The organism is Maribacter vaceletii (assembly GCF_003634105.1).
GTDB classification, from domain to species: domain Bacteria; phylum Bacteroidota; class Bacteroidia; order Flavobacteriales; family Flavobacteriaceae; genus Maribacter_B; species Maribacter_B vaceletii.
This window is the reverse complement of sequence record NZ_RBIQ01000009.1, coordinates 1-13,402: the sequence shown is the minus strand read 5'-3', so window position 1 is coordinate 13,402 and position 13,402 is coordinate 1. Positions and strand designations below refer to the sequence as shown.

At 31.6% G+C, this 13,402-nt stretch carries 12 protein-coding genes; 2 read left to right on the top strand and 10 right to left on the bottom strand.

All coding sequences use genetic code 11. The features are described 5' to 3' along the window. The 3 genes from CLV91_RS11045 to CLV91_RS11035 form a co-directional block, all read right to left on the bottom strand. Complete coding sequence (locus CLV91_RS11045) at window positions 1-1,506, bottom strand: ankyrin repeat domain-containing protein (protein ID WP_121067919.1); 1,506 nt, start codon at window positions 1,504-1,506, stop codon at window positions 1-3. Window positions 1,507-1,599: 93 nt separating this feature from the next. After that, window positions 1,600-2,970 carry a hypothetical protein gene (locus tag CLV91_RS11040; protein ID WP_121067917.1) on the bottom strand — a complete coding sequence of 457 codons (1,371 nt, stop codon included), beginning with the start codon at window positions 2,968-2,970 and terminating at the stop codon, window positions 1,600-1,602. Window positions 2,971-2,990: 20 nt separating this feature from the next. Further along, entirely contained in the window at window positions 2,991-5,351 is a 2,361-nt protein-coding gene (locus tag CLV91_RS11035) for a TonB-dependent receptor (protein WP_121068603.1), read from the bottom strand. 167 nt (window positions 5,352-5,518) lie between these two features. On the opposite strand from CLV91_RS11035, the gene CLV91_RS11030 reads away from it, so the two are divergent. After that, window positions 5,519-6,502: a helix-turn-helix domain-containing protein gene (locus CLV91_RS11030; protein ID WP_121067915.1), complete on the top strand. Its 984-nt coding sequence runs from the start codon at window positions 5,519-5,521 to the stop codon at window positions 6,500-6,502. On the opposite strand, the gene CLV91_RS11025 is transcribed toward CLV91_RS11030, so the two are convergent. Continuing rightward, entirely contained in the window at window positions 6,499-7,293 is a 795-nt protein-coding gene (locus CLV91_RS11025) for an HAD family hydrolase (RefSeq protein WP_121067913.1), read from the bottom strand. The genes CLV91_RS11030 and CLV91_RS11025 overlap by 4 nt on opposite strands. 63 nt (window positions 7,294-7,356) lie before the next feature. On the opposite strand from CLV91_RS11025, the gene CLV91_RS11020 reads away from it, so the two are divergent. Then, a complete protein-coding gene (locus tag CLV91_RS11020; RefSeq protein ID WP_121067911.1) occupies window positions 7,357-7,779 on the top strand; it encodes a secondary thiamine-phosphate synthase enzyme YjbQ in 423 nt (140 codons plus the stop codon). Here the strand turns inward: CLV91_RS11020 and CLV91_RS11015 are convergent. The 6 genes from CLV91_RS11015 to thrS all read right to left on the bottom strand — a co-directional run bounded on the left by CLV91_RS11015 (window position 7,776) and on the right by thrS (window position 13,072). Next, the gene (locus tag CLV91_RS11015) at window positions 7,776-9,116 is read right to left on the bottom strand and encodes a GntP family permease (protein ID WP_121067909.1); all 1,341 of its coding nucleotides are present in this window, start codon (window positions 9,114-9,116) and stop codon (window positions 7,776-7,778) included. The genes CLV91_RS11020 and CLV91_RS11015 overlap by 4 nt on opposite strands. Window positions 9,117-9,195: 79 nt before the next feature. Further along, window positions 9,196-9,666 (bottom strand): gluconokinase, encoded by a 471-nt coding sequence (locus tag CLV91_RS11010; protein ID WP_121067907.1) that lies wholly within the window; start codon window positions 9,664-9,666, stop codon window positions 9,196-9,198. 124 nt (window positions 9,667-9,790) lie between these two features. Then, window positions 9,791-10,135 carry a 50S ribosomal protein L20 gene (rplT, locus tag CLV91_RS11005; RefSeq protein WP_121067905.1) on the bottom strand — a complete coding sequence of 115 codons (345 nt, stop codon included), beginning with the start codon at window positions 10,133-10,135 and terminating at the stop codon, window positions 9,791-9,793. A 95-nt stretch (window positions 10,136-10,230) separates the two neighbouring features. Beyond that, window positions 10,231-10,428, bottom strand: coding sequence for a 50S ribosomal protein L35 (rpmI, locus tag CLV91_RS11000; RefSeq protein ID WP_121067903.1), 198 nt, complete (start codon window positions 10,426-10,428; stop codon window positions 10,231-10,233). Window positions 10,429-10,540: 112 nt separating this feature from the next. Beyond that, window positions 10,541-11,095, bottom strand: a complete 555-nt coding sequence (infC, locus tag CLV91_RS10995; RefSeq protein ID WP_121067900.1) for a translation initiation factor IF-3 — start codon at window positions 11,093-11,095, stop codon at window positions 10,541-10,543. A 36-nt stretch (window positions 11,096-11,131) separates the two neighbouring features. Next, on the bottom strand, window positions 11,132-13,072 hold the full coding sequence (gene thrS / locus CLV91_RS10990) for a threonine--tRNA ligase (RefSeq protein ID WP_121067898.1): 1,941 nt from the start codon (window positions 13,070-13,072) through the stop codon (window positions 11,132-11,134). Between the last annotated feature and the right edge of the window lie 330 nt (window positions 13,073-13,402).

Genomic DNA, 13,402 nt, shown 5'->3' with positions numbered 1-13,402 from the left:
CTAGTAATTTAAAAATTGAAGATTTACTTTGTTTTTAACCAATAATTCGTTCTCATTAGCTAAATCTAAAGCCGTTTCACCAAATTCTGTAGTAGACTTTATATCGGCACCGTTGGCGATGAGAAACTTTAAAATATCTGTATTTTCGGTTTTCATAGCAGCGTAATGCAAAGGCGAATTTCCATTTTTGTCCTTAGCGTTAATGTCTGCCCCAAAAGCACTTATCTTTTTTAGTAAACCAATATTGTTTTTAGAAACCGCTAAATGCCAGATAGAACGATCATCACCTTGTAATTTTTTAAAGTCGAAGCCTTTTTTAGTTAATGCTGCTACTTTAGCATCAAAATCACGTGGTTTTCCGCGTCCGTTAAAAAGGTAAGCAGCTACATTATTTCCTTTAGCGTCCAGGGCTTCAATATTAGCTCCTTTTGCTATTAAATAAGAAACAACTCCTGCACTATTACTTTGTATTGCTGCTGTTAATGCTGTTTTACCATTTTTGTCTGCAAGGTTAATGTTTTGAGTCTTCTCCGTGAAATACGTTACAATAGGTAGTTTATTTCTTGCTGCAGCCTTTAATAAAGCTGTTTCTCCTTCCTTATTTGTAGCATTCGGGTTTACTCCTTTTGCAACGAAATAATCTAAAATTTCTTGGTCTTTTGTAGAGCCAGCCAAGTTATGTAATGGAGTAACCCCTTCCGTTGTTGTTATGTTTGCACTAAGGCCTAACCCTTCTAAATACTCAAATAAGGCTAAGGTGCTTGCTTTACCTTTACTTGCAAAGAAAATAGCATTCTCTTTAGTTATTTTGTTCTTTTTTATAGATACTCCTCTATCTACCAATTGTTTAAGAATATCAATATTACCACCTTGAGCTGCATAATTAAAAATGCCATTACCATGGTCGTCGGTACTATTAATGTCTAGCCCTTTGCTAATAAAATAATCTACTAATTTTAAATCTTTTGCTCTAGAGGCAGCAACCAATAATGAATTATTACCATGATGGTCTTTTTCTTTTTTTACGTCCCCACCACTAGCAATTAAATAATCGTAAACCTCCGTATTGGTTTGTCCAGCTGCAGCTGTAAAAGAGATTATCCCATAACCGTGAGAATCAACCAAGTCTAACTTAGAACCTTTGTTTACTAAAAATTTAACCACATCTAGATAACCACGAGAGGCTGTCCAAAAAATGTACGTACGAGAATCATGAGTTCTTTTGTTTACGTCATTTCCTTGTGATAGTAAATAATCAATAGTTTTTACGGAGTTACCACCAAAAATAGCAAATGTTGTTGCATCAAAACCACCTGCGTTTGCTTCTGTAAGAGAGTGTCCTTCTTTTTGTGAAGCCTTAATTTTGGTAATACTTGGTTGTTTTTTCCAGTAGTCTGCATTTAAAAAAATATTGCTAGATTTAGGCTTAGTTCTTTGTGCTGAGACGTTAAAAGATAGTAGCCCAATAACTAGTGCTAAAAGGAATGTTTTAAAATTTGTTTTCATTTTATATAATTTTCTGTTTTTGAACCTTTAAAACCATTATCGAAACTATATCTCCGATAATGGCTTGTGGAATTAATAGTATTAATTTTGGTTTTACCATGCACCAATAAAATGGCTACCTGTTGCATTTACCAATTCTGCACCTTTAGTAACTATACCAGTTTCAGTATCTATAATATATATATTACCGTTTTTACCTACTGGTGCTTGTGTTAAGAAAATTTCGGTTCCATTAACTGCATAACTTTGGTATTGGAATAATTCAAAATCTACATCATAGGGAATATCGTTTATTAATGTTGCTGTTTTTGCATTTAAATCTACTAATGCAAAATAGCTTTCTCCTCTACCAGAAATTCCTTCTACAGAACCATCGTGACGGTAAGCTAATACTGCTTTGCCATTTGTTGCTGGTCTCCAAGCTAGGACATAGGCCCCAGTTACACCTAAAGCATTATCTAGGTTAAAATCATAAATGTCATCATATTCATTATCTGCACCAATTTTTAAGATATGAGAACCCTCTGGGTCACTTTGATTGGCTTGGTAAACACTGCCATCATATTCAAAAGAATTGATACTACGGTAACCGTTTGTATTTCCATGTCCTACAGCAGAAGTAATAATAGTAGGGTTTAATAAAGAAGGATAGTCTAATACAATAGTTTTAGAACCTAAAATTTCATAATTGCTGTCGCTTTCAAGTGTTGTTGGGTCTATTTTACTTACACGTGCACCAATATATAATTTATCTCCTGCTTTATTTAATGTTGGCATATCTATTCTTGAAATATAATAACCAGCAGCAGCATTTTCCTCATTTAATGTAATTACATGTTCTTGAAAGTTGTTAATCTTTGAATCTACCAAATCTAGTGTTACAATACCAATACTAGAATTGGTGTATAAATAAGTATCGTCAGTTACATTGTCAGGAGTACCATTATCATCTACTTGATGTTCTGTAGATACATAAACAGCAGCACCTGTGTTGTCTCCGTCAAACAATTTAATCCACCTTGGAGCTGTACCAACATAAGGGGCAATACTAATTTCTGAACCTGTCTGCTCAAAATTGTTAGCACCGTTAGCAAGATATTTTGTGTAGTTACCACCAGTATCACCTGCATAACTAATGTTGAAAATAGTATTCCCATCTTCTGAGGCTTGTAACCTTGCTGTTCTATTAGACGGAGCTACAAAACCATTGTTAAAAGGTTCTATTTGTACTGTTGGGTCTTTAGCATCTTCACTTGATACGGAATATATTAAGGTTCCACCGTTTCCGTCTCCAGGATTATCACCCATTTTAGCACCGGCAATAGTTATCCATCTTGATTCTGTCTCTTCCTCTTTCTCTTTTTCAGGGTTTGGTGTATTGTCATCGCTACTACAAGATGCCATGAAACTTGCTACAAGTATTATTAGGGAAAATGATTTTAAAGTTAATAATGGTCGTTTCATATTAGTTTCTATTTATATAATTAAAAATTGTTTATTATGTAATTCATTTTTAGATAAAAAGCTCTTCCTGGTTTTTGTACCGATAGATTGTCATATACGTCTTGATCAAATATATTTTTAACATCAAAACTGAAAACAAAATTTCTTTTTGGAAACGTATAGCTTACCCCAAAATCATGAGAGATTTGTTTTGGAATTAGAAATTCATCTTCCCCTGTAGTATTTGTTCCTGCTGCGAATTTGAAAGAAAATTCATCGGTATAATAGGCGTTATAGAATAAGTTTAGTATTGATTCTGATTGTATAAAGTCCTTAACTGTGTACCTTAAACCCGCATTCATGGTGGTTAAGGGGACGTTGGGAACATTGCTTTCTACACCAGAATTTACTGTGGTTAAACTCATATGTGTTGCGTTAAAGTTAAACCCGAGGTTATTGTTGTATGTGTAATAAAATTCGGCTTCAACTCCTTTAGACTCGGCTGTATTTTTTAAATTGGTGTATTGTACAAATTCATCACTTTCTCTTAACCCATCTGCATTGGCAGGTAATCCTATTCTGTTTTCAATATTTCTTGCAAAGAAGTTGGCAGCTATAGTAAAACCGTTCTTCTTTATATCGAACTCTCCAAGTCTAAAACCAATATTTAGATTGTTACTAGTCTCTGGCTTAATAGTTAAGTTAGCGAGTAAATTGTCTCCGGCATCTCCAAAAACTTCATTTTCACTGGGTAAACGAATTGCTTTTTCTGCAGATGTTAATAAGGTAATTGTTGGAGTTAAGATATATGAAGTAGCAAAACCAAACCCAGTATAATCTACTTTACTTTCGTAAACTTCATCTATTACTTGGGTATTATCGTTATTAAATACAGGTTGTGTATTTTTAACTGTTTGCAGGTAGTATTTTCCAAAAGCATTTAATTTAAACTTTTCTTCAAAAGCTTTAAGTTCATAGCTTAGAGAATATATATGTTTATACAAATCACTTGTTTGTAGAAAAGTGTTTTCTAATAAAGAAATTAATTCGTCACTATCTTCTCTATCTACACCACTATATACATGGTTAAATAATATTTTATGATTGTTACTTAATGCATATGATAAACCGGAACGTATAGAGGACACCTTTCTTTCAATTTTTGCTAAAGTTGGCCCATTTTCATTTTGAGAACCCCATATATAATCAATGTATTCTCCATCAAAACCTACTAATCTTTTACCTGTCCAACTATAAGCTTGGGCAACGGTATCATTAATAATTCGGTTTCGTTTCCCATATACAGCGTTACTATTAATATCTAGTCCTTTTATGAAAAGATTTTTTTTCTGATATTTTAGATTACCAAGTAGTGCATCAGATTCTAAAAAACGGGCTTTATATGGTAATTTGGTAACAAAAGTTCCGTGTTGTACCTCATTATATTCATCGGAAGCAGTAATGCCAATTAAAAATTGTTCTGCCCATTTAACATTAGTAAAGCCAATTTGTGCCATAGCTCCATTAGAACGATACGCGTCATTAAACCTTCTTGCAACAATAGGAGTTTCTACACCGTTTGGAGCAATGTCTACAATAGTTCTTCCAGATATTTTATAATCGTTATCTGAATAATTGTAAAATGCAGATGCTTTAACAGTAAAACCAGAACTATCAAGTCTATAAGCGCCATTTAGATTGGCTTGGAAAGTATTGAAAGAGCCGTAGGAAACGGAAGCATTTAAGTTGTTTTGAGACCCTTTTTGTAAAATAATATTAATAGCTCCACCTACTGCATCACTAGATAAATGCCCTGGAACTACCCCTTTATATACTTCTATATTCTTAATCATGGATGGAGGAATACTGTTTAAGCTAAAAGAAGAACCATATACAGAAATTGGAATACCATCTATAAAAATGCTAACAGATCTCCCAGATAGACCATTTAAACTATATTGAACATTAGAACCCAACCCTCCGTTTTGACGTATTTTAACTCCAACCGTTGTATTTAATAATTCATTGGTTTGGATACTTCTAAGACTTGTTTCTTTTGTGTTAATAGCACTTACAGCAAAACCTTTGGTTTCTAGCGTTGTCTTTTTACTTTTAGCTTTAACAATAACTTCATTTAATTTTTTTGCATCTTCTTGTAGTGTAAAATCAATTTTATAATTAACCCTATTTTTATTTATAGATATGGTTTTAGAAATAGATTGGTATCCTAAGTATGAAACAACCACTATATAATTGCCTTTAGGTATTTTCTTTATGGAGTAGGTACCATTTAAGTTGGATTGTGTGCCAAGATGAGTATTCTTAAGTACTATAGATGCGCCAAATAATGGTTCCCCTGAGGTAGTAATAGTTCCTGAAATTGAATTTTCTTGAGCTATCATAGCCATTGAAGGTATAATCAGAAGTAGAGTAAAAAATAAAAAAGTACGAATCAATTTTAATTATATTTATTTAGATTAATTATAAATAGTTATTTTTGACAAATATATAGTAAGGCAAAATCATACTGCTAACGCAAAAGGAATTTTAAATGCCGTAAAAGGATCTTATGGAAATTAGATTGAAAAGTGAAATATTTGGTGAAAAAGAAGTAGTTAAAAAGTACTCTAAGAATCTGATGAGTAATACTATAGTGGAAGTTCCATGGGTATTAAATAATGAGTTTGTTAATGCTAATACTAAAGATATTCAGTTAAATGGAATTTTACTTTCTATTAGACATATTAATGTAAAGAAGAAGTATAGTATAAATGTTTGTCATGATTCCCCTTTATTTAAATTACATTTTGAGTTAGAAGGGGGTATTAAATATATTCCAAAAACGACAAAAGAAACCCTTATTTCTATCCCTAACGGGCATTATAATTTATTTTATTTACCAACGGTAGATGGTGTACTGGGGTTTAATAAAAAATCTAGACGTACATTAGAAATACAGTTTACTGAAGCTTATATTAAAAAAAATATAGGCGCCACTTTTAAAGATGTTTTTGTAAACCTTGGAGAAGCAATTAATAAAAAAGAATTATTTCTCCTTTCAAATAAAAGTAGACCTATTGAGCAGAATTTAAAAGAAAAAGTAGCTGAGATAATTGAATGTAAGTATAAGGGTATTACTAAGAAGGCATATTTAGAAGCTAAAATTTTGGAGCTTTTGGTTGTTGTTTTAGCTCAATCTCAAGAAGACTATTACTCTTTAGTAAGTAATGAAATTTCTCAAGGAAATTACAAAGACATTTTAAAAATTGACCAATATATACAGCAAAACCTTCATACAACACTTACTATAGAAGAATTGTCAAAAGTAATAGGATTTAATACTTCAAAATTAAAAAAATATTTTAAAATTGTTTTTAAAACTACCATTTTTAAGCGTGTAACTATGCATAGAATGCAAAGGGCAAAAGAATTAATTGAAAAAAAAGAGTGTACAATTTCTGAAATATCTTATGAGGTGGGTTATAAAAATCCGCAACACTTTACGGTAGCATTTAAAAAGTTTTATGGATTTTTGCCTAGTTCTGTTATTTAGTTTAGAAGTTTTTCTAATATTCTTTCTACACCATAATCATCATTACTAGTAGTGCTAAAATTAGCTACTTCTTTTACGTTTTTATGTGCATTTTCCATAGCAAAGCTATACTTAGACATGGCTAACATTTCTAAATCATTGTTGTAGTCGCCAAATACCATTGTTTCTTCTGGTAGCACATTAATTAATTCTTGAACTTTTTGTAGAGCATACCCTTTGTGTGCATTAAAGTCCGAAAGGTCTAACCAATTTTGTCCTGATACTTTTACTTTTAATTTTTTTTCTAAATGCTTTACAGCTGGATAAATAAATTCCTCTGAACTTTCAAAATGATAAATAGCAATTTTTAAAACTTCTCCAGAATAATCTTCTAGATTGTTCAACATTTCATATTGAGAATAAAATTCTTTTAATTTATTTGCAAATTTGGTAGAAGAATTTAATAAGTAAGCTTTTTCTTTTGTGCAAAGAACTGGGTGTACATCTTTTATTTTGGTAATAATTTTTAGAATTTCATCTTTTATTCCAGGATTTAACGGGGTAGATAATAGCTCTTTATTTTGTTGTTTTATAAAACCACCATTTTCTGCAATTACAATGATATCATCTTTAATAGGGGAGAGTTTATCAATAATACTATGGTATTGTCTTCCGCTTGCTGCAACAAATTGAATGTTTTTACCTTTTAGTTGTTGGTGTAATTTAAAAAAACGGTCACTAACTTGATGGTTAGAGTTTAGTAACGTACCATCCATATCGGTAACCACCATTTTAATTCTAGATAAATCCATTGCAATATTTTTTGCAAAGGTATTTCATTATATCTTAGTTCTTGTAAATTCATTTTTTAAAATATGAAATCTTATCAAAGAGAAATACTGTTGCCTAAATTTAAAAGAGGTTTTCATTTAATTACGGATAGTATTCTTGACTCTATTCCAGAAATTAAAAACATCTCTATAGGAAACCTTCAAGTTTTTATTAAGCATACATCTGCAAGTTTAACCATCAATGAAAATGCAGACAGCACAGTTAGAGATGATTTTGAAAGTCATATCAATGTAATGGTTCCTGAAAATACATCCTATTATAAACATACATATGAAGGTCCTGATGATATGCCAGCACACATAAAGGCTTCTTTAATGGGAAGCTCTGTACAAATACCAATAACTAAAGGAAATTTAAACCTAGGAATTTGGCAAGGTATTTACCTTTGTGAACATAGAAATTATGCTTCTGGAAGAAGTATTGTAATTACTGTACTTGGGAATTAAACAAAAGAATATAGTATTAATACGGTTATAAAGCCTGTAAGAGCAAGGATAGTTGTCATTACAGTCCAAGATTTAAATGTTTGTTTTTCTGTTAAATGTAAATATTGACTTACTAGCCAAAACCCACTATCATTAACATGAGATAAAATAGAAGCTCCAGAAGCAATAGCAATAACTAAACACGCTAATTGAGGACTAGAAAAAGTATGCATAGATAGTAAAGGAGATACTAAGCCTGCAGCAGTTATCATTGCAACTGTAGACGATCCCTGTATAATTCTAACAATTGCTGCAGCAAAGAAAGAAAAAATTATAACAGGTAACCCTAAATTGGTCATTAGCTCTGCTATTACTTTACCAGCTCCAGTATCTATTAAAATTTGTTTAAATACTCCTCCAGCACCTGTTAATAAAATAATTATCCCAGCTGGAGCTAATGATTTTGAAGAAATGTCTAACATTTTTTTTTTGGTATATCCCATTTTAATACCTAAAAAGTACCAGGCTAATAGGTTTGCAATTATTAGAGCAATAAATGGGTGTCCAATAAAATTAAATACAGATGCAACAGTTCCATAAACAGTAATTATAGTATCATTAGCCTGTATAGTTGTATTCGCTAATATTAAAATTATAGGAATTAGAATAATAGAAAATACGATTCCTATATTGGGTAGGTTGTTTTCTTCTATATTTTCTTCTTGTAATTCTGGAGCATCTATATGTATTTTCTTTGCAATATATTTTCCAAAAACTAAACCGCAAACAAGAACAGTTGGTATTCCTGTAATTGCACCTATAAGAATTACCCATCCTAATTGAGCTCCTATAATATCTGCAACAGCAACTGGGCCAGGAGTAGGAGGTATAAAAGCGTGCGTTGCTGCTAATCCTGCTAATAGAGGAATGGCGTATAATAAAAGAGATTTTTTTGTTTTCCTTTGTAGTGCGTAAATTACAGGTATTAAAATAATAAAAGCAACATCAAAGAAAACAGGGATAGCTATAATAAAGCCAGAAATAGCAAGTGCTGTAGGGGCTCTTTTTATACCAAATTTAGTGATCATAAAAGAAACGATGACTTTTGTTCCACCAGAATGTTCTAATATGGCACCGAGTATAGAACCTAAACCAACAACAGTAGCAACAAAACCTAGTGTACTAGCCATTCCATTTTGTATTACTTGTATAATTTGCATACCATCTAACCCAGCTATGAGTCCAACGCTTATACTAGCAATAAGAAGCGAAATAAATGCTTGAATTTTAAAATATAAAACTAAAACTAATAAAATTGCAATACCTATAAATACGGAGAATAGTAAAGTTGTAGTCATTAATTTATGCTAAGTATTAATTTAATCTTATGTGTAAAAGTGTAATGCTAATTATTAGACAGTGTTAAATAGACAGGTATTAAATTTGTAATTTCTTTTTTATATTATTTATAATAATATCAGGAGAAGTGCTAATAGAATAATGTAGTCCATATTCGGGAACTTCTAAAGTGTTAAATTGTGATTTTAGTAGGGTAGAAGGCATAAAATGACCTTCTCTTGCTTGCATGCGTTTTGTAATTAATTCTATAGATCCTTCTAAGAATACCCAAGTAGTTTTGTCTGAAATGTTTTTACTTAATAGTAAGCGGTAAGATTCTTTTAAAGCAGAGCAGGCAATAATAGCTCCTTTTTCATTTGTTTTTTTTGATGCTAATTTATTTAAAGTCTGTAGCCATCCTAAACGGTCATTATCATTTAAAGGAGTGCCAGATTTCATTTTAATAACGTTTGCTTCAGGATGAAAATCATCTGCATCAAAATATGGAATATTTGTAGTTTCGGATAACAATTTGGCAATAGTAGACTTACCAGAGCCAGAAACGCCAATTACGTATATTATAGGATTGATATAGCTATATTTTAAAGTTAGGACCTAAATATACTAATATTAAATAAAAAAAATCCGATTCGTTAGAATCGGATTTTCCTTATAGTGAGATAATATTCTTAATTTATTTAACTTGCTCTACAATTGCTTTAAAAGCATCTGGGTTGTTCATTGCTAAGTCTGCTAAAACTTTTCTATTAAGTTCTATATTGTTAGCTTTTACTTTTCCCATGAACTGAGAGTAAGACATTCCATGTAATCTAGCACCAGCGTTAATTCTGGTAATCCACAAGGCGCGGAATGTTCTCTTTTTATTTCGACGGTCTCTATAAGCATATAACATTGCTTTTTCAACCGCATTTTTAGCTACTGTCCAAACGTTTTTACGTCTTCCAAAGTAACCTTTAGCTTGCTTCATTACCTTTTTTCTTCGGGCTCTAGAAGCTACTGCATTTACTGATCTTGGCATAATTTAAATTGTTTTTGTAGAAGGCGATCAATTTTAATTTTTGATTCTTTTAATGGCCTAACTCCAGGGTTAATAATTGTTTACCGAAAAGAATATTACTTTAAACGTAATTGTTCTTTTATACTGTTAACATCAGCTTGGTGTACCAACGCTGAGTGTGTTAACGCAAGCTTACGCTTTTTAGATTTTTTAGTCAAAATGTGACTCTTAAAAGCGTGTTTTCTCTTGATTTTACCAGAGCCTGTAAGCTTAAAACGCTTTTTAGCACTGGATTTTGTTTTCTGTTTAGGCATTTTCTCCTATGTATTAAATTATCTCACTTTTTTATGCTGAAACTGCCTATAAAACTATAGGCAGATATTCAGTATTCTATATAAATATTTTAAACTCTAATGAATTTAAAATTTATTTTTTTGTTTTAGGAGCAATAAACATTGTCATCCTTTTTCCTTCTAGTTTAGGCATTTGTTCTACCTTTCCTAATTCTTCTAACTCAGAAGCTAATCTAAGTAAAAGAATTTCTCCTTGATCTTTATAAACAATAGATCTTCCTTTAAAAAACACATAGGCTTTTAATTTAGCTCCTTCTTTTAGAAACTTTTCAGCATGCTTCTTTTTAAATTCATAATCATGATCATCTGTATTAGGACCAAAACGTATTTCCTTAACCACAACTTTGGAGGCTTTCGCCTTCATAACCTTTTCTCGCTTTTTTTGCTCGTAAAGGAATTTTTTATAGTCAATAATTTTACAAACCGGTGGGTCAGCTTTGGGAGAAATTTCTACCAAATCTAAACCAAGTTCTTCTGATTTTGCCATTGCTTGTTGCAATGTATAAACACCAACCTCCACATTATCACCAACTAACCTAACGTTAGGGGAAATAACGTTCTCGTTAATTTTGTGTGGGTTTTTATTTTCCCTTCTAGGTTGCGGCCTAAATCTCTTTCTAATTGCTATGACTAATATATTTTAATTAAACTTAATATTTTTTCTCTAAAACGACTTTAAGGTACTATTTATTTCATTATTTACCAAGTCTGTAAACTTTTCAATACTTATTGCTCCTAAATCCTCTCCACCATGTCTACGAACCGAAATTGTATTTCCTTCAATGTCATTATCTCCAACAATCAGCATAAATGGTGTTTTACTCATTTCTGCTTCTCGTATTTTCTTTCCAATAGTTTCATTTCTATTGTCTACAAGGGCGCGAATTTCGTTATTTTCTAATGAATTTAAAACTTTTTTAGCATAAATTTCATGTTTTTCGCTAACTGGTAAAATTATGGCTTGTTCAGGAATAAGCCAAAGTGGGAAATTACCGCCGGTATGTTCTAGTAATAAGGCTATAAAACGTTCCATACTTCCAAAAGGAGCGCGGTGTATCATTATAGGTCTGTGTAGCTCATTATCACTTCCTTTATAGGTGAGTTCAAACCTTTCTGGAAGGTTGTAATCTACCTGAATTGTACCTAATTGCCAACTTCTGCCCAAAGCATCTTTAATCATAAAGTCTAACTTTGGACCATAAAAAGCAGCTTCTCCACTTTCTATAATAAAATCTAATCCTTTTTCTTTAGCTGCATTTATAATCGCATTTTCAGCTTTTTCCCAATTTTCTACTTCACCAATGTATTTTTCAGGTTTAGTTAAATCACGGACAGATACTTGTGCAGTAAAATTATCAAAACCTAAAGAATTTAATACATATAAGGATAGATCGATAACATTTTTAAATTCTTGGTCCAATTGTTCTGGAGTACAAAATATATGTGCATCATCTTGAGTAAAACCTCTAACTCTCGTTAATCCATGTAGTTCCCCACTTTGTTCGTATCTATACACAGTTCCAAATTCAGCAAACCTTTTTGGAAGTTCTTTGTAGCTATAAGGTTTATGATTATATATTTCACAGTGATGAGGGCAATTCATCGGTTTTAGCAAAAACTCTTCATCTTCTTTTGGAGTATTTATTGGTTGAAAGCTGTCTTCGCCATATTTTGCGTAATGACCAGAAGTAACATAAAGTTCTTTTTGTCCAATATGAGGTGTAATCACCATTTCGTAGCCGGCCTTTTTTTGAGCTTTCTTAAGAAAATCTTCTAGGCGCTCTCTAAGTGCAGCACCTTTAGGTAGCCATAATGGAAGTCCTTGACCAACTTTTTGTGAGAAAGTAAAAAGTTCTAATTCTTTCCCTAGTTTTCTGTGATCTCTCTTTTTTGCCTCTTCTAGTAAATGAAGGTATTCTGTAAGTTCTTTCTGTTTAGGAAAAGAAATACCATAAATTCTAGTTAATTGTGTGTTGTTTTCATCACCTCTCCAATAAGCCCCTGCAACACTTAAAATTTTAATAGCTTTTACAATGCCGGTATTAGGTATGTGTCCACCTCTACATAAATCTGTAAAAGTATCGTGGTCACAAAAAGTAATAGTGCCATCGTCTAGATTTTCTATTAACTCTACTTTATATTCATTGCCTTGTTCCTTATATAAGGTAAGCGCTTCGTTTTTAGAAACAGAACGCATTTTAAATGCATGTTTTCCTCTAGCAATTTCAATAGCTCTTTTTTCAATAGTGCTAAAATCTTTTTCAGAAAGAGTTTTTTTGCCAAAATCTACATCATAATAAAAACCATTATCTATAGCAGGACCAATAGTTAATTTTGCTCCAGGGTAAAGTTCTTCAATTGCTTGGGCAACTATATGCGAACTAGAATGCCAGAAAGCTTTTTTTCCTTCCGCATCATTCCAGGTATAAAGTATTAATGTTCCATCTTCGTTTAAAGGAGAAACAGTTTCTAATATAGTATCATTAAATTTTGCAGAAATTATATTTCTTGCAAGACCCTCGCTTATGCTTTTTGCAACATCGTAAGGAGTTGTTCCTTCAGAGAACTCCTTAATTGAACCGTCTGGTAAAGTAATTTTAATCATTCCTAGTTTTTAGCTAATAAGGCAACAAATATAATATGTAGTATTCAGGCAGACAATTTAGTTTGATTCTTTTTGGTAACTATCTATAATATTATTGTATGTGTGTATGTATGTATGTATGTATGTATGTATGTATGTATGTATGTATGTATGTATGTATGTATGTATGTATGTATGTATGTATGTATGTATGTATGTATGTATGTATGTATGTATAGGAATTAATAAATTTTAGTTTTCTCAATTTTTTTGATGTTGTAAGTGATTGGTTTTAAGGGGTGTTGGTTTTGGTTTAAAAAAAATTTAAAATAAAGTTTAAAAAAGAGTTGT